The sequence below is a fragment of the Bacillus sp. ME78 genome, assembly GCF_903970865.1.
Taxonomy (GTDB): Bacteria; Bacillota; Bacilli; order Bacillales; family Bacillaceae_G; genus Bacillus_A; species Bacillus_A cereus.
On record NZ_CAJCKK010000004.1, the window covers coordinates 1 to 21,633 of the forward strand.

Here is a 21,633-nt window from a genome sequence, read left to right on the forward strand (position 1 = left end):
TATAGATTATTATAATACGAAACGGATTAAGGCAAAATTAAAAATGAGCCCGGTACAATACCGGACTCACTTTTATCAAGCTGCCTAATGAAATAACCGTGTCTAACTTTTAGGGGTCACTTCAATCTCGAAATGAGATTAGCTCTTTTTTCTATTCCAAAACCAATTACTTATTATAATCCCGGTTAATCCGCCGCACGTATCAAGCAATGAATCTTGCCACATTGGTGTACGGTCCCCCGTATACCATTGATGGATTTCATCAAATGTTGCATAACCTGCAACGAAAAGAAGGGCATATATAAAACATCTTTTCCTCGAATGACCTGATCGATGAAAAGCGTAATAAATCAATGAACCTAGCATAAAGAACACCATAAAATGAGCACCTTTACGAAGGAAAAACTCAATAAATCCGCCTACACCTTTATTCGCAATACTAACAGGGGTTCCTCCACCATAATCGATAGATACCCATGAAAAATGCTCTTTCACGAATTCAACATTTACATATTGTTCAATATCTGAACGCATATCCTGCTTTTTATATGGTTGTGCCGAAGAATAGAAAATCAGCCCCATCCATAGTAATACAGGAATCCAAAATAACCATTTACGATTCATTATCCAGAATTCTCCTCTCTTAATCTTTTAAGGGTACCAAAAAAAAGAAAAAATTTCACGCCAAAACATGACATTTGTACCCTATTTATAAAGTGAAAGGAGGTGATACACATGGCAATTGAAACAATCGTAATGGATTTAACTTTACGTCTAGTCTTAAACAACGGATTAGATAAGAACGGCAAAACAGTTTTCAAGAGCAAACAATTTAAACGTGTTAAAACAAATGCGAGCTTAGATCAAGTACACAACGTAGCTCATGCTCTCGCTTCCTTACAAGCATCATCACTTCACGCTGTCCAACTTGTAAGCACATCAGATCTTTCTAAACTATAAAGTAAAACTCGGATCAGAGGGGATCTTATTCATCCCCTCTGATTATTAGACCGCAATTTAACCGGTAGACCCGAGTCCCGTAAATAGCGGGATAAATACAAAGGAGGGAATAACACATGCAAGTACTAGAGTTAATTTTCGCGAAAGAAGATGGAAAAACAGTCGTTTTTTCTATCGATACGCCCATCACACCAATCGATGCACAAGTCGTAAATCAAGTAATGGATACAATCCTTGCCTCATCTGTATTTTCATCCATTGATGAAAATACAAGAAAAAAGGGAGCTCGCCTTGTAGAAAAAAATGTATCTGAAGTTCCAATTACTCTATAAAATGAAAAAGACGAATCTGCATCATTTTGCAGATTCGTCTTTTTTCTTCGGCATTTCAATCGGAATAAAAATCTTTGAAAAACCGACGCATACGTACTTATAATGTTCTTCACCTATATCAAACTCAGTCGTATATGTTGAGAAGAATATATAATCATTTCGCTTCGTATAATGATCAATTAATAATCCAACTTGTGGCTCAACATACTTTTTCGCTAACTTTTTACCGGCCGATGCCAAGTCGCCAAGGAGACCCTCTTCATTCTCTTTTTGAACTTCATCTAGCTTCTTACTCACATCATTACGCTTCATAAACTGCTTCGCTGCCCATTCTGTATATTCTCCTTTACTCGGATTGCTGTTTGCTAAATATACTAGGAGAATGACAACTAAAGCCATAATAATATACTTTTTCTTCATACTATATCACCGCCTACTCTTTTCTATTTTCATATATATGTACAAGCGATGCAAATTAGAAAGACTATCACCTATTGATTGTAAACGAATAGCCAAAATTTACAATATGAAATAGAATATTAACAATCAATTTACTTAATTTATATATAATTATATTCAGAATGAAAATTATAAGGGAGGATATAGAATTATGGATAATGAAAACAACATTTTTATTTCTAGTTCTACAATGATGCTTGAACCATGTAAACACCCTTATTACCGTACAAAAATTATCGACAGTAGCGGGAACCATCTTTACTCCTGTCAAACTGCTCTCCAACTTATACAGAAATCTTGTCTAACAAATATTCATTCTACTTATCAAGGGAGACGTAATGCCGTAAAAACAAAATTTAAATTTAAACAAAACGTTCCAATTCCGATCAATCATAGAGAATATATTTGTGCTTTCCCAACAGAATCTCCTGCTTCTCCAAATTGTATTTGGCTTTTCTTTAAACATGTTCATACAATAGAGTTTTTCCAAAAAGCTAAACGAGCTAAAATTCATTTTTCAAACGGAGCTACCGTAACGATACAAATTAGTTCCCATAAGCTAAGTCAGCAATTATGGAAAGCTGGATATGTATTATCCCAAATGAACATGCAAGATTCATCACCTTAATAACAAATAGAATGGAAGGTAGTATTTCCTTACCTTCCATTCTATTTGCTATTTTTATCCTCTTACACTATCTCGCATTTTCTCGAGTGCTTGCCGATACATCCATCTTACTTGATAATATGTCATTTCCGTCTCTAAAGCGATTTCTCCCATCGTCTTCCCTACAAAAAAACGTTCAAAAATAATATATTTCTCCTTCTCGTCTAACACACTCATAAAATCCTTCACTCTCATTTCAACATCTTCAAAATGAAAGATGTCCTCATACTCTCCTACACATACACATCTTTCTTGTACAGTAGATTCTTTCTTCAATCTTTCTAATATATAACCACGCACCGTTACAACTGCATATGCAGGGAAACACCCCTTCTTTGCATCAAATCTTTCATACGCATACCAAAGACCAATTAAACCACATTGATAATACTCTTCATAATCTTTACGAATACCTAATTTCTTTATTTGATTTACAATCATCCCTTCATACAAAACAACTGCCTCTTTAAAAGTCGCTGGCTTCACACAGTACCCGTTTCTAAAAGGTATACCTTTCTAGTATTCCGCGGTACCTTCACAATATAAAAATAAAGAAAAGATTTCACTGTGAGTAATTTCAAATACTACCGACGGAATTTGAAATTACACTATGTAGTATTTGAAATTTTGTTGGCGGTATTTGAAGTAAGGGTAAAAATAAAAAAGGTGACTCTCTTGAAGAGTCACCTTTTTTATTTTATTTCCTTATTGGAACATACCTTGTAAAGCTCCCATTCCAAGAGTTAAAACAAAGAAAACAATAGTAATAATTGTTGCCTGCTTTTTAGTTAAACCTGCTGTAATTTGAAGACCTAGCCATGTAACTGCATATCCCCAGATTGTAAACACTTCAAATTTACTTACAATGCCTTTTACAACACCACTACTTGAAGCAAAGATTGGCTCTAGGCCAGTGTACATTTCTTGACCTGATCCACCTAAAATATATGCTAAAATCGTATTTATTAATAAACCTAGTAATGAAATAACACTTGAATATACAGTAATCGCTAATAACTTTTTAAAAGAAGTATCATTGCTTATAAATACCATTAACACTTTATACACCACAGCACTAAGTAGAAAGACAAATGCCATACTAATAGCAATTATTCCAAATCCCATACCATATGTCATTGCAGCTGAAACAGTAACACCTAATTCCTTATTAAGCTTAATTGCTTCAGGTGTTAGAGAATATACATAAGCAGCAAATCCCCCAACAAGCCCAGCTATTAAAACAAGTAGCCAAAATGCACCCCAAACTGCATTACTCGTCTTCATTCTCTCAAACTGCTCACCTGGAGAAGTAATCATTCCAAATAATGATGGCTTTTTTGAAACTACATCTTGCGTATTAATATTCGCTTCCATTATAACGCCTCCTTCTATTTATATAACCCGTTCTAACGGGCGGTTCACTTCCTCACGCAAGAGGCTACGAACCGCCCACTAGAACGGTAATGTGTAGTTCTACTACACTATTAATTATTCATAACGCAATGCTTCAATTGGATCTAATTTCGCAGCTTTGTTCGCTGGAATTAATCCGAAAATAATACCAAGTGTCATCGAGAACAGTACGCCTCCAACGACAACTTCCCATGAAACGAGTGGTGGCCATTTTGCGAATGTAGAAACGATATATGCTCCGCCATACCCAAGACCAATTCCGATTAAACCACCTAGAAGTGTTAACATAACTGCTTCAATTAAAAACTGTAATAAAATTTTACTACGCGTTGCTCCAAGTGCTTTACGTACACCAATTTCACGCGTACGCTCCGTTACAGATACAAGCATGATGTTCATAACACCAATTCCACCAACGACTAATGAAATACCAGCGATACCACCGATGATCATTGTCATAATACCGGTCATCTTCGAAATACCTTCTTGAATTTCTTTTAAATTCATAACTTCATATTTACCAGTTGCATCAGTTGGTTTACGACTATTTAAAACATCTGCAGCTTTTTTACCTGCTTTTTCTAGATTATCTACATTTTTTGCTTGAACAGAAATATTTTGAATTTCATCTTTTCCATACAGTGTCGGCCATAATGAAATTGGAACTAGCGCTTCTGATGGTCCCATTCCCATAAACTCATTATCTGATTTGTAGACACCAATAATTTGCATCGGTTGACCTTTCATTTCAATAATTTTACCGACTGGATTGGTATCCTTAAACACCTTTTCTTCCATTTGTTTACTAATCATAACAACGTTATTACCTTGATCCACATCTGATTCTTGTAAAGAACGTCCCTTTAACAACTTTACTTTATTTACTGCAAAGTACTCACTATCTAATCCAGTAATACTCACCATTTCTTTTTTATCTTCAATATCAAGTGGTTCCATGGTTGAATTTGTTGTTACCACATGTGCGATTTCTGGAATTTTTTTAATTTCAAAAATGTCTTCTTCAGTTATCTTCGGTGCTTCTACCATTCCCATACCGAAAGGATCGTTTATATCTGCACTATAATGAATCGGAACCGTTTGATTACCTGCCCCAACAAACTGCGATTTCAATGCAGCTTCCCCGCCTTGCCCGATTGCAACGACCGTAATAATCGAACCTACCCCGATAATAATACCGAGCATCGTAAGAGCTGAACGTAATTTATGAGCTAAAATAGAAGATAGGGCAATTTTTATACTATCTAGTAAACTCATACCGCACACCTTCTATCTTCTGTAACTTTCCCGTCTCGCAGTACAATGCGGCGGGAAGAATAAGCTGCTACTTCCTCTTCATGCGTAACCATGACGATTGTAGTGCCTTCTGCATTAAGCTTCGTAAAAATATCCATAACTTGCTCACCAGACTTCGTATCAAGTGCACCAGTCGGTTCATCGGCCATAATAAACGTTGGATTATTCGCAATCGCTCTTGCAATCGCTACACGCTGCTTCTGTCCACCTGATAACTCATTTGGTAAATGATGCACGCGATCTGCCAATCCAACTTTACCTAACGCCTCCAAAGCACGCTTGCGACGCTCCGCTTTCTTCACGCCACCATATACGAGCGGAAGCTCAACATTTTCCACTGCGGAAAGACGAGGTAGTAAATTAAAATGCTGAAATACAAAGCCAATATATTCATTACGAATTAAAGCAAGCTTTGACTCGTCTGCTGTTAAGATATTCACGTCATTCAGCATATATTCGCCTTCTGTTGGACGATCTAAACAACCGATAATATTCATAAGCGTTGACTTACCAGAACCAGACGGTCCCATAATAGAAACGAACTCACCGCTCTGAATTGTTAAACTAATACCATGCAAAATCGGCACTGCCAATTTTCCTTGATAATACGTTTTAGCAATATTATTTAACGTAATCATTTCTCTTTCACTTCCATTCCGTCATACACATCGTCGGAAGGATTTTTAACCACCTTTTGCCCCACTGTTACGCCTTCTACAACCTCTGTCCAGTCCCCATCAGTAGAACCTTTTTTCACATTTTGTTTACGAAGCTTACCTTTATCCTCAACATAAACAAATGCATCATCGCCTTTTGCTACAATGCTCTTACTTGGGACAGCAATCATCTTTTTATTCTCTAAGTTTACTTGCAGAGAAACGTGGTAACCTGGAGATAAACCATCTTGGCTATCAAGACTTGCTTTATATGTATATTGAGACATATTTTGAGTTGCTTCACCCATGCCGCCAGCTTGCGCCATCTCTGCACTTGTTGGGAACTCACTTACCTCTGTAATCTTACCTGTCCACTTCTTCTTATTATTTGCTTTTGCCGTTACAGTGAATGTTTGATCTTTTTGAATTTGTGACTTTTGAAGCTCAGTTAACGTACCTTGAACTTGGAATGGGTCTTTAGAAGCTACTTGTAAAAACGCTTTTCCTTGACCACCTAACGCTTGAGATGAGCTTTGTGCCGCATCTTTATCTAACTTTTGAACAACACCAGCGAAATTACTATAAATCGTAAGTTCTTTCTGCTTCTTACTTAACTCTTCTTTCTGCAACTTTCCTTTTTCTTTCTCAAGGTCAATTGTTTTTTGTCCTATCTCTAACTCGTTTACTTGCTCGTCCATTGGATCTGTTACTTCTTTCCCAGCTCCGCTATCTTTCGCCTTCTTAATTTCTTTCTTCAATGAATCAATCTTCTTTTTCCCTTGATCATAACGCATATCCGCCATCTTCTGATCAAGCTCAGCTTGCTTCATTTGAAGGTTAATCTCTTCATTGTCATAAGAGAATAACTTCGTACCTTTTTCTACCTCTTGCCCTTCTTTTACCTCAATATCTTTCACTTTCCCTTTGGCCGGATCTGCATAGAAGCTTTCAATATTACCAGGCTTCACCTGACCAGAAATTAACTTCGTATTATTCAGCTTACGTTCTGTTACTTTCTCAAAACTTACAGCATCAGACGTTGTTGATGCACCCTTCTTCTTACCTTGCATAACAAAAATATTAATCGCCGCTACAATAACAATTAGTGCAATAACCCCAATAATAATCCATTTCTTCTTCTTATTTGGAGTACGAACCGTATTTGGTAACATATTCTCTCTCCCTTTATAAATTAATAGTTTAATAAATACCACAATTGTATAAAACTTTCTGAAAATAAATTGTATATTATTACAATCTTTTTACAAAGTTTTACACATCCATTTATATTGTAACAAAAATTCCAATGATTAGAAATATGACATTATATCTTTTAAGATAGATTTAAGGAAAGGAAAAAGAGCAATTTTAATTGAATGGAAGCCATTCTTTATTAACAAACTTCTTGCCAAAATGAATCATTAAAATCATTTTCCTAATTGTATCATCGCTATTTTGTCATATATATTTGACATTTCATCTATTCAATTATAAAATGTCACATATAAATGACATTTCGGTAAACGAGGTCTACAACCATCAATGGGAGGATTATATTTGAATAACGTTAAACAATATCGAAAATCTGAAGGTCTATCGCAGCTAGAATTAGCTAAAAAAGTTAACGTAGCGAGACAGACAATAAATTTAATTGAAAACAATAAATATAACCCCTCTTTAGCCTTATGTATCGAATTAGCAAAAGCACTAAAAACAGATTTAAATAGTCTATTTTGGGAGGGAGATTAAATGATGAAAATTGAATGGAAAGAAAGAGTTTATAATAGTTTTGTTGGAACACTAAGTGAGAGAGATGAATACCAAAAACAAGAAATCAATAAAGAGTTATCTGTAGCTGGAATTGGTTTGTGGTGGTTAAATATGTTGGTAATGCTTATTATGTTACTTGTTGATACTATGAATCACACAATATCTATAGGGACAATATTCATTTTTCTATCTAATATGATTTATGCTAATTACTTAGCCTTTAAATTCAAGAAAAAAGGTTTAAGTGATACTGAATGTGCAACAAAAGAAGAATATTTACAACACAAGAAAAAATTAAGAAAAGCTGGCTTAAAAGCAGGTGTGCTTTGGGGCTTTCAAATGTTTGTTTTTATGAATTATATCCTTCCCTATGTAGGCTCAGAAGAAATCTCTATTTCTTTATTTAAGGTTGTAATTTTCATCTGTGGCGGCGGATTTTTCGGTCTAACTATGTACGTAATTGGTTTATTAAATCTAAAAAAATTATATTAATTAACAAAAATCATTTATATATTAAACTGCAATTTTACATACTGTTTGTTTTTTCTAATATAAAAGCTATCCAATCACACACAATTGGATAGCTTTTCAAACAAAATATTACGCTACTTTAGGATCTTTTCTCTCATGTCCACGTTGAACAATAAATAAGAAGATTGTTGATAAAACCGCACCTGTTAATAGTAAGATGAAACAACCATCCCAGCCAGAGCGATCAACAATAACACCAATTGCTGCGTTAGCTACAAGACTTCCGCCTACATAACCGAATAGACCACACATACCAACTGTCGTACCTACTGCAAATTTCGGTACTAATTCCATCGCACTTAAACCGATTAAGAACTGTGGTACATAAATTAAACAACCGATAATAGAAACTGCAATACTTACAACAAGTACGCTAGTTGCTTGCCAATATATAAACGTACCAATAACAACTCCAACCATACTAATAATACATAATGGCATACGTTTTCCTTTAAATAATTTATCACTTAAAAAACCAACGATTAATGAACTTGGAATTGCCATACCTTCAAAGATTGCATATGCCGCATGCGCTTCTGCTTTTGAAAATCCTTTAACTGTCGTTAAATAAAGTGGAACCCAGTTAATAACACCGAAACGAATTAAATAAACAAAAGCATTCGCAATACATAAGAACCATACAAATTTATTTTTCACTACATACTTCATTAAAATTTCTTTTGGTGACATCTTGTTAGCATTATCTGCTTTTTCAAGATTTTCATAGTCATTACGATACTCATCAATTGGAGGAAGACCTTCAGATTCTGGTGTATCCTTCGCATTAATCCAAACAAGAACTGAAATTACCATTGCGATAATTGCAGGGAAAATAAACACGCCGCCTTGCCAATGGTTTTCACCAAAAATACCTACACCAATTCCGACAAGTGGTGGCACAAGCATTCCACCAACGTTATGTGAAATATTCCAAAGACCTGTTTTCGTACCGCGTTCTTTCTTCGAGAACCATTTCGTCATAACAATACTACAAGGTGGTGCTCCCATACCTTGTACAATACCGTTAACAACAAGTAATGTAACAATCATCCCAAATGATGATGCAAAGCCGAAACAAATATTTACAAGCCCTGATAAGAATAAACCTACTGCGATAAAGCGCTGGGCGAAAGCTTTATCTGATAAATTACCCATAAAGAACTTACTAAATCCATAAACAATTGCCATTACTGAACCTAGTAGACCAATTTCAGCTGTACTAAAACCATATTCTTGTACTAAATACGTACTTGATAACGTAAAGTTACTACGAACTAAATAATAAGCAGCATATCCAACTGAAATCCCGATTAACACACGAATACGTAGTAATCGATATACACGGTCGATCATATCCGCTGGCAATCTTTCAATTGCAGGTGCTGGCTTGAGCCATTTAAACATATATTTTCGTCTCCTTTTCTCACTTCAGAGAGAGACGCTGTCTATTCCATATCTCGATTATTCCGCTATTTGATATATTTTGGTTCGTCCTTCTAACCGGCTGTCCTTCTATTTCTTTCTCATTCTTCGCAAACATCGTTGGCACGCCAAACGACACTTTTTCTAAAATGTGACCCGATTCTTCTGATAAACAATAATCAATAAATAAATCCGCAATAATACCACTCGGTGCACGTTTTAGTTTAGAAATCGCATTAACGGATAACCCTGTTTGCTCAGGTTCGTTACTTAAAATCGGAAAGCCTTGTTTTTGAAGCATTCTCTGATCTCCCATAAAGTTGATGCCTATCATATATTCACCACTCGCAACAAGTTCTGCTGGGATGTAACCATTCACTGTTACTTCTCCAACTTGTTCTGCCAGATTCTTCACATATTCCTTCGCTTCCTCTCCACCTAATGTATCAATAAGTGATTGAAAAAACGTATATGCTGTACCTGAAACATTTGGATCGGGCATGACAATCTTTCCTTTATATACTGGATTCAATAAATCTTTCCATCTTAATGGATACGAGAGACCGAGCGGCGCTATTTCCTCGTTCCACCGCTCTTTATTAATCGCAATTGCCAGCTTCTCCACTTCATAACCGTACCAATAACCATCTTTATCTTTAACAGTTTTTGAAATACGATTTGCATGTTGGCTTATCACAGGAATAGAAAGATTTTTTTGCTTCATCATTTGATGCGCATCTACTGTACCGCCAATAATAATATCCGCCTTCGGATTTCCAGCTTCTTCTTCCACTCTACGAAGAAGTTCTTCTGTTGAAAGACGAATAAATTCATACGTACATCCGCGCGGCTTACAAAATGATGAAAGTAACGCTTCACCAACTTCCTCACGAGCCGCTACATACGCAACAATATGACGATCATCCAAAATAGGGAGACCATTTTTACTATATTTAATAGAGGTTGTATCTCGAGAGCAACTAGACATCGCTCCTCCAATTACTAGCAAAAAGAAGAAAAAGGCTATCTTTCTCATGACGCATTCTCCTTTACGAATAACTCTGCTAGAGAGCCTTTCATATACATGACATTACCGTTATTATCACCGAGATATTGCACAACAAAGTACGATGGATACACAGAAATCGTAAGAATATCTTCACGATCATTTTTTACGCGCTTACCTGTTTTATAAGCTGTAATATAAGCAATCGGTTCATTCTGCGATTGTAATAACTTCTGAATTTCTCCGTAATCTGTAATTTGCTTTGCGTATCGAATAGAATCAAGTATGTGCGTAAGATTGATAGTACGTACCACATCACCTTGACGTACTACCACATCCTTTGCTGAAGCAAAGAAATCACTAATACGCTCTGGCGTGTAATACAGGCTTAATAAATACGTTTGAAGTGCTGAAATCATCGGATCCATGCCATTCTTTCCGTACATATTTTCCCCATACTGGAACAAGTCACCTACTGCAAAAGTACGCTTATGTCCATTCAAGTACGTTACTTCTCCAGTAAATACTTGTTCTTGGCTCTTAACGTCCCCTGGCTCTATTCGAATTCGGTCAAAGAATGAAACAATCGTATGCAAACGAACTTCATCCGTTACAACAATTTCTCCCCACTTTTCATGTCTTACTTTCAATTCAATTGGAAGAGATTCATTCACCCTTTGTAAAACGGCTTGTTTATCATTTACAATGTTGATTCGATTATAGATTTGCTTCTCCATTACATAAAACAAAACAAGAGAAACAATCATACAAATGACAAACATAAGAATTTGAAATGATAGCCTTTTCATTTCTGCCTACCTCCAAGATAAAAAAACGTTGTTTCGAAAATACCGCATAATTGTTTCATAAATGTATCATTTAACCGCTTTCAAGTTTTTTATGTCTTCCATCCTTCTCGGAAGCAAAAATGTAATGAATATTGTCGTACCTATTTCTTCACTACTCTCAATCCGCATACTCCCGCCCTGCTTATTCATAATCTCCTGACAAATATACAAACCATAACCATTCCCGTAGCTAGAAGGAAGTGCCTTTCCTTTCGGAGACTCATTCCACTCTGTAAGCACCACTTCATCTATACCGATCCCATCATCATGAACAAAAACCTTTGCCTCATGCTCATTTACAATTACATTCATACGAATGTGCGAAGCATCACTATACTTAATTGCATTATCAAGCACATTTAAGAAAATTTGCTTTGTCTTATCAAAATCCGCAACAACATGTACATCTGTTAACTCATTTATCACTTCAATTTCAAATTGATTTAGGCGAGGTTTCACAATTGAAACTGCTTCTTCTGCCAATTCCTTTATATTCACAACTGTAGGAGACACTTCAAACGTACTCGTCCCATATTTCGAGGACTTAAGCAGTTCCTCTACAAGTGATAATAAACGCTCACTTTCCACAGCCACATAACGAAGACTTTCCTGTACATCTTCTTTCGAATGTAACTTCGGAATTAAATCAACATAACCGATAATTGCTGTTAGCGGTGTTTTTAGCTCATGCGTAATGCGGTCTAGGAAATCTTTCTGCTTCTCTTTCTCCTCCTGCAATTGCTTAATATGTAGCTCAATTCCATCGGCCATCGCATTAAAAGATGCTGAAAGCTGAGCGATTTCCACGTACTCATTTAACTCAATCTTACTCTTATAATCACCATTCGCGAGCCTCTGTGCCATTTGTCTCAACTGATCAATTGGTTTATGAAGAGACTTCGCTAAACGAATCGCAAAGAAAATACCGGTAGCTACTAAACAAAGAGACGTCATTAAGAACGTCCAGCTCACATTTGTTAAAACTTCCTTCTCACCCGTTAACTCATTTATAAAACGAATACTTCCAATGACATCGTTTCCATAATAAACCGGGCTTGAAAACAAAAGAATGGGAGCGGGATCCGCCTCCTCGAAAACATAAGACTTCTTCCCCTTCAAGGAACTCTCAATGTCGATGTTACGGTGAAGCAATGCTCCTTTTTGTGTATCTGCAACAACATCGCCATTCTTCCCAATCATCTGCACACGGACATCCATACGCTTCGCTAAATACGACGCAATTAAAAGTGAATTAGGACCAAGCGTATCCACTTCTGCTTCCTTCTCTAAATAATTCATCGTATAAATTTGTGCTTCTACACTTAACTTTTCTAAAGAATCTGCTGCGTTATGATACATATTCTTTTCTAACGTAATATAAACAACTGCATATAAAAGAACAAAAATCGGAATTAACAGCCCAACTATTCCAAACACCATATTTCGCTTTAAAGACATACCATCACCACTTAACAATCCAGTTTATAGCCAACGCCATAAATTGTCTTAATATATTCTCCGCTCGTCCCAATCTTCTTTCGAAGTCTCTGCACCATAATATCAACTGCTCTCGTATTTCCGATATACTCAAATCCCCATACTTTCTCAAGTAACTCATCCCTCATAAACACACGCTGTGGATTTGAAACAAATAACTGACATAAATTAAACTCTCGGTACGTTAACTGAATCTCTTGTCCACTCACATGTACCTTTCTTTCCTTAGGACAAATCACTATCTCTCCAGCCTCAATTACTTCATGACTTACAGCGGCCTCCGTCTTCTTTACACGCCGCGCCATATTCTTAACCCGAAGAATAAGCTCCGCATAATTAAACGGCTTCGTCACATAATCATCAGCACCAAGCTGCAAGCCAAGCAACTTATCATTCATCTGACTCTTTGCCGTTAACATAAGCACCGGAATATCCCTATCCCTCTCACGGAACAAACGAAGCAACTCATACCCATCCGTATCCGGAAGCATAACATCCAAAATCAATACGTCCGGCCCTTCATTCCATCGCTCTAAAGCTTCTCTCCCATCAGCCGCTGCCAATACTTCATAACCTTCCATCTCCAACTGCATCCGAATCAAATTACGAATACTCGATTCATCATCAACCACAAGTATTTTCATTATTTTCCTCCTTCCATCATGTATTATAGTACAGTTTAGTATAGCAAAAATCTTATAAAAAAAGAGAGGGTATTGTCGAACATATTTTGTCGACGATACCCTCTCTTTCACTTATTATATTTATTTAGCATATCCATTCGGTTGCTTTTGATGCCAATTCCAAGCATGCTCAATAATTGTTTTCACATTTACATAATTAGGATTCCATCCTAACTTCTCTTTCGCTTTCTGAGAAGAAGCAACTAAACGTGCTGGATCGCCCGCACGGCGCGGTGCTACCTCAGCAGGAATTTCATGATTTGTAACCTCACGAACTGCATCAACAATTTCTTTTACACTGAAACCATTACCATTTCCTAAGTTATAGAAATCACTCTCTCCGCCGTTTTGTAGATCTTTAAGCCCTAAGAAATGAGCCGCTACTAAATCTTCAACATGAATATAATCACGGATACAAGTGCCATCTGGTGTATTGTAATCATCACCGAACATCATAATCTTCTCACGTTGACCTAAAGCCACTTGCAGTACAAGAGGAATTAAATGCGTCTCTGGACGATGATCTTCCCCGATAATACCATTTGGAGTAGCACCTGCCACGTTAAAGTATCTGAAAATCTTATAACGTAAATTAGAAGCTTGGCTATACCAATGAAGCATCTTCTCGATTGCTAACTTCGTCTCTCCATACGTATTCGTAGGATTTGTCATCGTTTCCTCAGTAATAAGGTCCACATCTACCTCACCATACGTTGCTGCAGTAGAAGAGAAAATAAACTTATCTACCTTAAACTCATCCATTACCTCCAACAAGCAAAGAGCACCATACACATTATTATTATAATATTGAAGGGGCTTCTCCATACTAACCCCAACTAAAGAATCAGCTGCAAAGTGCATAACCGCCTCAATATTCTCTTGTTTAAAAACATCCCTTAAAAAGGATTTATCACGAAGGTCACCATTATAAAACTTCGCACCTTCCGTAATTGCATCTTCATGACCAGTTTGTAAGTTATCTACCACTACTACCGATAAACCTTCGTCTACTAATTTTTTTACAGCGTGAGAACCGATGTAGCCAGCTCCGCCACAGATTAAGATTGAGTTCATTGTTTTCCTCCTACTATTTTCAGATCTCTTAATTATAAAAGGAAAAGGTATACGGGAACTCGTACACCTTTTATCTCTCCTTCATTACTTAGCTACAAAATAATCAGTTACGTATTGCGCCCAAACTTCATGTCCCTTATCACTTGGGAAACCAAATTCTTCTTTTAAATATGGTAGGATAGCCTTTGTTGTTGCATCAGGCCACGCTCCCCAATGATCAACATATGTATAATTATTTTGCGAAGCAAATTGTTTTAATGCTTCAATCGCTTTCGGATAATTCTTCGCACCATACACTGGATTTGATGGTTGAATCATAATCGTAGCACCCTTTACACTAGTAGAAAGTGCTTGAACGAACTTCTGCGTATTCGCGACAGAATTCCCATTACCAGTTTTACCATTATCAGTAATAAACGGTGGTTCATATAAAATCACATCTGGCTTCTCTTTCGCAATCTCTTTATCACGTTTATTCGTAATTAATTCTTCTGTACTTTCACCCTTATATTCCTTTACCGTCACATTCCATAAACCTTTACCATAAGCAGTTTCTAAATTAGCCGTTAGCTTAGCTGCCCAAGCACCTTTTTCAGATGAAGAAGCTTCATCACCAACAATAACAAGATTTACTGCCTTTTTATCCTCAGCAGCTTTCTTTAACTTCTCTTTCACTGCATCTGGCAAGTTCTTCGCGTATGCCTCATTAAAAGATGACTTCGCATCTTGTTTTTTCTCTTCTTTTTTCTCTTCTTTCTTTGCTCCGCTATCTTTTACTTCAGCTTTTGTTTTCGTTACTTCACTCGTTTGTCCTGTTGCATTTGCAATCTTCTTATTCCAGTACAATTTACCGCTCACAATCGAAGCTACAAACAATACAAAAATAACAAGGACAAGTACTGCTTTCTTATTCATCGATTCACCTCATCTATTAATCTCACAATATATAATACTAATATAAATCCATGCAAAAATAAACCCAACTCCTTCCAAAGGAGTTGGGTTATTACATATTACTTAGTCAATTCAAGATGCGCTCTTAACTTATTCGTTAAATCTTGTTTCGCTGCATCTGGAACATAGTAGTACCAAATACCATCAGCAGCTTTGTGGCCATCACCTGGAATTTGGATTTCTTCACTATTCTGCATGCAATCTTTATAATTCTTTTGAATATCAAACATTTGGTCTTGCGTTAAACTTGTTTTAACGTTTTTCTCAATTGCTTTTAATACATCACCGTAACTTGCTAGAGAAGAAACTGTAGCACCCTGTTTAATTACTCCTTGAATTACTTGACGTTGGCGCATTTGACGTCCGAAATCACCACGTGGGTCAAGCTTTCTCATCCTAGAATAATGTAATGCCTTTCTACCATCTAAATGAATGTTTCCTTTTTCAAAATGAATTCCTTCATATGTGAAATCTAAATCATTATTTACATCTACACCACCAACAGCATCTACAATATCTTTAAATCCATCCATATTTACTTCAATATAATGATCAACTGGTACATTAAGAAAATTCTCTACTGTTTTTACAGCCATATCAATTCCGCCAAAAGCATAAGCATGATTAATTTTATCTTTTGTACCTTTTCCAACGATTTCTGTATAAGAATCACGTGGAATACTAACAATTTTCATAGATTTCGTCGTAGGATTTAATGTAAATAACATTAATGAATCCGACCTTCCTTGGTCTTCACCACGTTGGTCTACCCCCATCATTAAAATAGATATTGGTTTTTGATCTGAAATATCTACCTTCTTTTCTCGTTTTTCAGATTTCTCACGATCTAATGGTTTATGAACAGCATCTAATGTATTAGAAACGTTAGAATAAACAGTATAAGCATATACTCCACCACCGACAATAAGAATTCCAATAATACCTAGAACCCAGAATAAAATTTTCTTTTTCATTTTTTAACCTTCTTTCGAAAATCGAAATCTTTTCTCAAAAAACATAGTTACAATTATAGCCTAAATACACTCAAAATATCTATAGTCATCATAAATAATCAAATTCCTTTATGCATTCAATTGCAAGAATTCAAATCTTTATATACACTTCGTATAAAATATCTAATTTAATAAAACATATTTTTAACCAACCATTTGCAATTAGTTCATTATACTCTTATGCTTGATAAACTTCTTAGTTCATATAGATTATTAAAATTGTAATAAGAAATTTGTTTACTGCTTATATTCATACAATTACGTGTATCAAATATAATAGCCTTTCTTGCGTTATCAATAATGACTTGTTCATCTATTTGTTTAAACTCATTATGGTCTGTTAGTACTAAAATACATTCTGCATTTTTTACAGCATTCTCTAGACTATATAAATTAAAATGGACCTGATTTTCATGAACATGAGGATCATGTACAGCAACTTCATAACCCTGTTCTTTAAGTAAATCTACAATTGTCATAGCTGGACTTTCTCTGACATCATCGATATTACCTTTATATGTAATTCCTAAAACTGCAACTTTTGCATTTTTATCTGGAATAATTTTTGCTAATTGCTCTACAACAAATACAGGCATAGAATTATTTATAAAGCGCGCATTAGAAATTAATTGAGACTCTTCGGGTGCCTTTTCAATAATAAAATACGGGTCCACTGCTAAACAATGTCCTCCAACCCCTGGTCCTGGAAGATGTAAATTTACTCGAGGATGATGGTTAGCTAATTTAATAACTTCTAAAGCATTTACGCCAAGTTTTTCAGAGATTTTTGCTAATTCATTTGCTAATGCAATATTTACATCGCGGAATGTGTTTTCCATAAGCTTAGACATTTCTGCTGTTACAGCAGTAGTTTCAAGGATTTCCCCTTTTACAAAACAACCGTAAACTTCGGCTGCTTTTTGCGTAGATTTTTTATTAATCCCACCAACTATTCTTGTATTCTCTACTAATTCAATTAAAATACGTCCAGGTAACACACGTTCCGGACAATGTGCAAGGTAAATTTCTTCCCCTACTTTCCATCCCTGTTCCTCAATAATTGGAGCCACTATATCATCAATAGTTCTTGGTGGAATCGTAGATTCTACAATTACAATACTTTCCTTCTGTAAGAATGGTAAAATAGACTTAGTAGCTTCTACGACATAGTCTAAATTTGCAGTATGATCAGCATTGTGTGGTGTAGGAACAGCAATAATAAACACATCGGCTTTGGTTGGTTCTACACTAGCGCTCAATTTCCCCTTTTCTACTACATCTTTAACTAATTCTCCTAATCCAACCTCTTCAATATGAACTTTACCTTGATTAATCATTTCAATTGCAACAGGGTTTACATCTACCCCTATAACATCATATCCCGCTTTTGCAAAAATAGCTGAAGTTGGTAAACCAATGTAACCTAAACCTACCACACAAACTTTCTTATTCATTTTCACCAATCCTTATCTTTTTATTATTTAGCTCATATATTAAAATTATAATAAATATAAAATCATACAAACTTATACTTACTAGAACATTTCATATAAAAATACTATACTTTATTATTCTTTCAATTAATCAAATCCTATTATTACGTATTAGTGATGATTAATTCTTTAATTATAAAGACTCATTGCACTACCTATAATTTTTTCATTTGGAATATAACTCTTCTATTGAAGATAGCATTTTTTCAATTGTAAAGGTCTCTTCAAATGTCCTAAGACTATTTTTAGATAGCTTGTCATATAATATAGGATCTTTTATAATTTCTAATATTTTTTGTGTTCCCTCTTCAGCATTATCTTTATCAAAAAGATAACCATTATAATCATCAAGCACTATTTCATTATTACCTACAACATCCGTCGCAATAATAGGTTTTTTATATGATAACGCCTCTATTAATGAGTAAGGCATACCTTCATATAAGGAGGTAGATAGGAATATATCAAAGCGATTTAATTCTATATCTGGATTCGAATGAAATCCTTTTAATTTAATAAATTTATCTAAATTATTTTTTTGAACATAATCGAAAACTTCTTTAAAATACTCTCCGTCCCCAATATACACAAACTCAACGTTTTGATTTTCCCTAATTACCTGTTCAGCTATACGAATAAATAACCATGGATTTTTTTGATAATCCATTCTCGCAATTGTTCCTACTATCAATTTCTCTTCACAATCTTTTAAAGGAAATTTACTATCTATAGCGGGAAATGAAATACCATTATATACTACCATTGACTTATTTAACGAAATGACTTTATGCTCCAAGGCAAATGTTTCTTCACCTTTTGAAACATGAAGAACTTTTGTTGTTAAGAAGCCTAATAGTTTTTCAATGTTTTTATATACAAATTTTTTCTTCAGGGATAAATTTGGGTTTTGAAATACATATGCATGTGGTGTATAGTATACCCTTTTTATCCCACATATTTTTGCCGCTATCCTGCCTATTGCACCTGCTTTAGAGCTATGACAATGAACAATTTGTGGCCTAATTTCTCTTAGTATTTTTATAATTGATTTTGTAGCTCTTATGTCATTCTTAATTGATAATTCCCTTACCATTTCTGTGACTTCATAAAAATAAAGCCCTTTTTTCATAAGCTTATTTTTTGCCGATAGAAATACATCATCTACCCGCTTAGTACCATGTACAACATGTACCTCATATTCATCTAAATCTAGATTGGAGAGTACGTCCACTAAATGTCTCCTAACTCCTCCACCTAACGCCTCACATATAAAAACAACCTTTTTCATTGCTCATGACCCCTTTTATCATTAGTTAGAAGATCTACTTAGTAAAGACTTAATACCAATAATTATTTTATTAGGAGCTATTAGCAAGATAAAAGATTTTACTAATCCCATATAACTTTCTAAAACTAGGGGGTTAAAATATTTTTTTTGAATTTTAATTCTGCTATATAACTGTCTCTTTCGCCTACTTAATGAGATACTATTAGGATTAATTTCTTTACAAATGAGAACTTCATCTAAATTTGAAACCTCATACTTATTCATTATCCTAAAGAAAAATTCGTAATCTTCTGCTGCCGGAAAATCCGTATGATATACACCAATATCCTCAATAATCACTGTTCTAAACATAACAGATGGGTGTGGGAAACAACTATTAATATGCATCTTCTTTTTTATCTCTTCTGTTGAAAGCGGCACACGCTCTATAAACACTTCTTTACCATCCATATCTGTATGCCTTACGTTCGATCCTATCAACATATAATTTGGATTATCTAACATATATTGTTTCTGTTTATAAAATCGATTAGGTTCAATTGTATCTCCTGCATCTATCCTGGCAACAAATGTATAGCCATTATCACAAATATACTTTAATCCTAAATTTAAGACATGCTCAATTCCTTTATTGACTTCGGATTTTATAAAAATAATATGGTGAATCCCTACAGTCTCAGGAACATAGATTGGTTCCTTACTACCGTCATCAACAACTACTACATCTACTTTCTCTTTTGTTTCCTTCAATAAAGATTCTAAGGTTTGATTTAAACCAACTTGATCGTTATATACAGGAATTAATAATGCTATTTCTGGCATATACTCGCTCCAATCCACATACTAAAAACATAAAAAAGGATTTAAGAATTTAATTAGTACAGATTCTTAAATCCTCCTTAATATAAAGGTATTCTTATATCCTTAATTTAGTAAACTCCTGGTTTCATTAATCTACTCAATATTAGTATTTAACTTATTATTTTTTAATATATCTATATTACTCGCTGCTACGATTCCCCCCATAAATATAAGCCAATAACTTAATGTAAAATCATAGGGTCTTTGGTAAATTGATAATAAATAAATTATGGTAAAAATCCATACATTACTATTTTTTAAATTAAACGCATAACCCATAAAATATAAAGTATGGAGAATAAATAATAATAAACCATTTATCACCACAAAAGTTTTCCAAGATAACGCTTCTGAACCATATGCATTTGCTTTATAAAGATATTCTTTCTCTTTAATTCCTAATAACAAGTTTCCATCTTGCTTAAATTCTTTATATATTTGCTCAAAACCAGCATTCCCTCTATTGTTTCCCTCTATTTCCTTATTACCCAAATCTAGCCTATACAAAATTTTAGTATATACATAACTATCTTTAGGAACCGTATTCATTAATATTATCAACGTCCCCAATATTACCCATATATATTTATATTTTTTTATTGATACATACACTAGTAATATTATATAAAAAGCAAAAGAAAACGATAGTATACCAGCAATAAAAATTATCTTTTCATAACTTCTCCGCAAAGAAAATCCCTTTGAGGCCAAAATTAAACCACTCACTGTTCCAACAACACCTGGTTCATCAAACATCCCACAAATCCTATCAATACTCCCCCCCCATGGAAAGAAGTATCTTTGATCTGCACCATTAAAGAAATGGTAGATAGAAAGATTATAATAGTTTCTATAAAATGGTTTTGTCCATGATGTACTAGATAATTGTGACCACTGTATATCAAACCCTATAAATAAGAAAATAGCTATAACTATAGCCGGAATAAGTGATATAGCAACAATTTTAATAAATTTATCATAAATCTTTAAACGATCTTCTTGTTTTATTAATACTAAAGGAATTAAGGAAGCTGAATATAAGCATAAATTACGCACTATATTCTCATCCTTAAAACTAAATAAAGTAATTAATATTAAGGCAAAAAAAGCACTTAATATACCTGTCTTATTAATTTTAAAATCTGATATAAATGCCCAAAATAAAAACATTGAAATATGGATTCCCGCAAAAAGAGGAATCATAGCATTATTCCAAGTAAAAAAAGGATGCAACCACAAAAATCCAAAAATCGCTGCAATATATATATATATTTTATAAAAGAGTAAATCTATTCTTCCTCTTTGCATTTACTTATATCATCCTATCCTAAATTCTGTTAAATATCTTAATCATTAAAATGCACATCAACATATCACAATTAAACAAAGCTG

The 21,633-nt window shown here is 34.6% G+C and carries 25 protein-coding genes; 6 read left to right on the plus strand and 19 right to left on the minus strand.

Translation table 11 applies throughout. The features are described 5' to 3' along the window. Positions 1 to 88: IS3 family transposase (locus H6481_RS07065; RefSeq protein ID WP_139358419.1), on the plus strand; the 88-nt coding region annotated here is incomplete at its 5' end. Between the two features lie 50 nt (positions 89 to 138). On the opposite strand, the gene H6481_RS07070 is transcribed toward H6481_RS07065, so the two are convergent. Then, complete coding sequence (locus H6481_RS07070; RefSeq protein WP_023523524.1) at positions 139 to 624, minus strand: VanZ family protein; 486 nt, start codon at positions 622 to 624, stop codon at positions 139 to 141. Between the two features lie 111 nt (positions 625 to 735). Between H6481_RS07070 and H6481_RS07075 the strand changes: the two genes are divergently transcribed. After that, on the plus strand, positions 736 to 960 hold the full coding sequence (locus H6481_RS07075) for a DUF1659 domain-containing protein (RefSeq protein ID WP_063549091.1): 225 nt from the start codon (positions 736 to 738) through the stop codon (positions 958 to 960). Between the two features lie 116 nt (positions 961 to 1,076). After that, entirely contained in the window at positions 1,077 to 1,292 is a 216-nt protein-coding gene (locus tag H6481_RS07080) for a DUF2922 domain-containing protein (RefSeq protein ID WP_001197593.1), read from the plus strand. A gap of 21 nt (positions 1,293 to 1,313) precedes the next feature. Here H6481_RS07080 and H6481_RS07085 read toward each other — a convergent pair whose 3' ends face one another. Continuing rightward, positions 1,314 to 1,712, minus strand: coding sequence for a DUF4359 domain-containing protein (locus H6481_RS07085; RefSeq protein ID WP_000731400.1), 399 nt, complete (start codon positions 1,710 to 1,712; stop codon positions 1,314 to 1,316). A 190-nt stretch (positions 1,713 to 1,902) separates the two neighbouring features. On the opposite strand from H6481_RS07085, the gene H6481_RS07090 reads away from it, so the two are divergent. Continuing rightward, the gene (locus H6481_RS07090; RefSeq protein ID WP_000368314.1) at positions 1,903 to 2,379 is read left to right on the plus strand and encodes a competence protein ComK; all 477 of its coding nucleotides are present in this window, start codon (positions 1,903 to 1,905) and stop codon (positions 2,377 to 2,379) included. Between the two features lie 54 nt (positions 2,380 to 2,433). Here H6481_RS07090 and H6481_RS07095 read toward each other — a convergent pair whose 3' ends face one another. The 5 genes from H6481_RS07095 to H6481_RS07115 form a co-directional block, all read right to left on the minus strand. After that, positions 2,434 to 2,904, minus strand: coding sequence for a sigma-70 family RNA polymerase sigma factor (locus H6481_RS07095; protein WP_098640632.1), 471 nt, complete (start codon positions 2,902 to 2,904; stop codon positions 2,434 to 2,436). 219 nt (positions 2,905 to 3,123) lie between these two features. Further along, a complete protein-coding gene (locus tag H6481_RS07100; protein WP_182811296.1) occupies positions 3,124 to 3,792 on the minus strand; it encodes a Yip1 family protein in 669 nt (222 codons plus the stop codon). 114 nt (positions 3,793 to 3,906) lie between these two features. Next, positions 3,907 to 5,106: an ABC transporter permease gene (locus H6481_RS07105; protein WP_006922891.1), complete on the minus strand. Its 1,200-nt coding sequence runs from the start codon at positions 5,104 to 5,106 to the stop codon at positions 3,907 to 3,909. Then, positions 5,103 to 5,783, minus strand: a complete 681-nt coding sequence (locus H6481_RS07110) for an ABC transporter ATP-binding protein (RefSeq protein ID WP_000631624.1) — start codon at positions 5,781 to 5,783, stop codon at positions 5,103 to 5,105. Before H6481_RS07110 ends, H6481_RS07105 begins: the two co-directional genes overlap by 4 nt. Further along, the gene (locus H6481_RS07115; protein WP_098381922.1) at positions 5,780 to 6,973 is read right to left on the minus strand and encodes a biotin/lipoyl-binding protein; all 1,194 of its coding nucleotides are present in this window, start codon (positions 6,971 to 6,973) and stop codon (positions 5,780 to 5,782) included. Before H6481_RS07115 ends, H6481_RS07110 begins: the two co-directional genes overlap by 4 nt. A gap of 385 nt (positions 6,974 to 7,358) precedes the next feature. Between H6481_RS07115 and H6481_RS07120 the strand changes: the two genes are divergently transcribed. Both H6481_RS07120 and H6481_RS07125 read left to right on the plus strand, forming a co-directional pair. Then, positions 7,359 to 7,550 (plus strand): helix-turn-helix transcriptional regulator, encoded by a 192-nt coding sequence (locus H6481_RS07120; RefSeq protein ID WP_001067016.1) that lies wholly within the window; start codon positions 7,359 to 7,361, stop codon positions 7,548 to 7,550. Then, complete coding sequence (locus H6481_RS07125; protein ID WP_000975591.1) at positions 7,551 to 8,063, plus strand: DUF3278 domain-containing protein; 513 nt, start codon at positions 7,551 to 7,553, stop codon at positions 8,061 to 8,063. A 108-nt stretch (positions 8,064 to 8,171) separates the two neighbouring features. Here the strand turns inward: H6481_RS07125 and H6481_RS07130 are convergent, their stop codons facing one another. The 12 genes from H6481_RS07130 to H6481_RS07185 form a co-directional block, all read right to left on the minus strand. Continuing rightward, positions 8,172 to 9,506, minus strand: a complete 1,335-nt coding sequence (locus H6481_RS07130; protein WP_000477603.1) for an MFS transporter — start codon at positions 9,504 to 9,506, stop codon at positions 8,172 to 8,174. A 19-nt stretch (positions 9,507 to 9,525) separates the two neighbouring features. Further along, entirely contained in the window at positions 9,526 to 10,560 is a 1,035-nt protein-coding gene (locus H6481_RS07135) for an ABC transporter substrate-binding protein (RefSeq protein ID WP_182811299.1), read from the minus strand. Beyond that, positions 10,557 to 11,339, minus strand: a complete 783-nt coding sequence (locus H6481_RS07140; RefSeq protein ID WP_182811302.1) for a DUF3919 family protein — start codon at positions 11,337 to 11,339, stop codon at positions 10,557 to 10,559. Before H6481_RS07140 ends, H6481_RS07135 begins: the two co-directional genes overlap by 4 nt. Positions 11,340 to 11,405: 66 nt before the next feature. Continuing rightward, positions 11,406 to 12,836 (minus strand): HAMP domain-containing sensor histidine kinase, encoded by a 1,431-nt coding sequence (locus H6481_RS07145; protein WP_182811305.1) that lies wholly within the window; start codon positions 12,834 to 12,836, stop codon positions 11,406 to 11,408. Between the two features lie 11 nt (positions 12,837 to 12,847). After that, positions 12,848 to 13,519: a response regulator transcription factor gene (locus H6481_RS07150; protein ID WP_098618574.1), complete on the minus strand. Its 672-nt coding sequence runs from the start codon at positions 13,517 to 13,519 to the stop codon at positions 12,848 to 12,850. 120 nt (positions 13,520 to 13,639) lie between these two features. Further along, positions 13,640 to 14,632, minus strand: coding sequence for a UDP-glucose 4-epimerase GalE (galE, locus tag H6481_RS07155; protein WP_182811308.1), 993 nt, complete (start codon positions 14,630 to 14,632; stop codon positions 13,640 to 13,642). Positions 14,633 to 14,716: 84 nt separating this feature from the next. Continuing rightward, positions 14,717 to 15,547 (minus strand): SGNH/GDSL hydrolase family protein, encoded by an 831-nt coding sequence (locus H6481_RS07160; RefSeq protein WP_078994064.1) that lies wholly within the window; start codon positions 15,545 to 15,547, stop codon positions 14,717 to 14,719. A gap of 98 nt (positions 15,548 to 15,645) precedes the next feature. Then, on the minus strand, positions 15,646 to 16,560 hold the full coding sequence (locus H6481_RS07165; protein ID WP_000727081.1) for a LytR family transcriptional regulator: 915 nt from the start codon (positions 16,558 to 16,560) through the stop codon (positions 15,646 to 15,648). A 209-nt stretch (positions 16,561 to 16,769) separates the two neighbouring features. After that, positions 16,770 to 18,053: a nucleotide sugar dehydrogenase gene (locus H6481_RS07170; protein WP_078994065.1), complete on the minus strand. Its 1,284-nt coding sequence runs from the start codon at positions 18,051 to 18,053 to the stop codon at positions 16,770 to 16,772. 205 nt (positions 18,054 to 18,258) lie between these two features. Next, on the minus strand, positions 18,259 to 19,380 hold the full coding sequence (locus H6481_RS07175; RefSeq protein WP_078994066.1) for a glycosyltransferase family 4 protein: 1,122 nt from the start codon (positions 19,378 to 19,380) through the stop codon (positions 18,259 to 18,261). 21 nt (positions 19,381 to 19,401) lie between these two features. Beyond that, positions 19,402 to 20,202, minus strand: a complete 801-nt coding sequence (locus tag H6481_RS07180; protein ID WP_098840357.1) for a glycosyltransferase — start codon at positions 20,200 to 20,202, stop codon at positions 19,402 to 19,404. A gap of 132 nt (positions 20,203 to 20,334) precedes the next feature. Then, complete coding sequence (locus tag H6481_RS07185; RefSeq protein WP_098840358.1) at positions 20,335 to 21,549, minus strand: transcriptional regulator; 1,215 nt, start codon at positions 21,547 to 21,549, stop codon at positions 20,335 to 20,337. Positions 21,550 to 21,633: the final 84 nt, after the last annotated feature.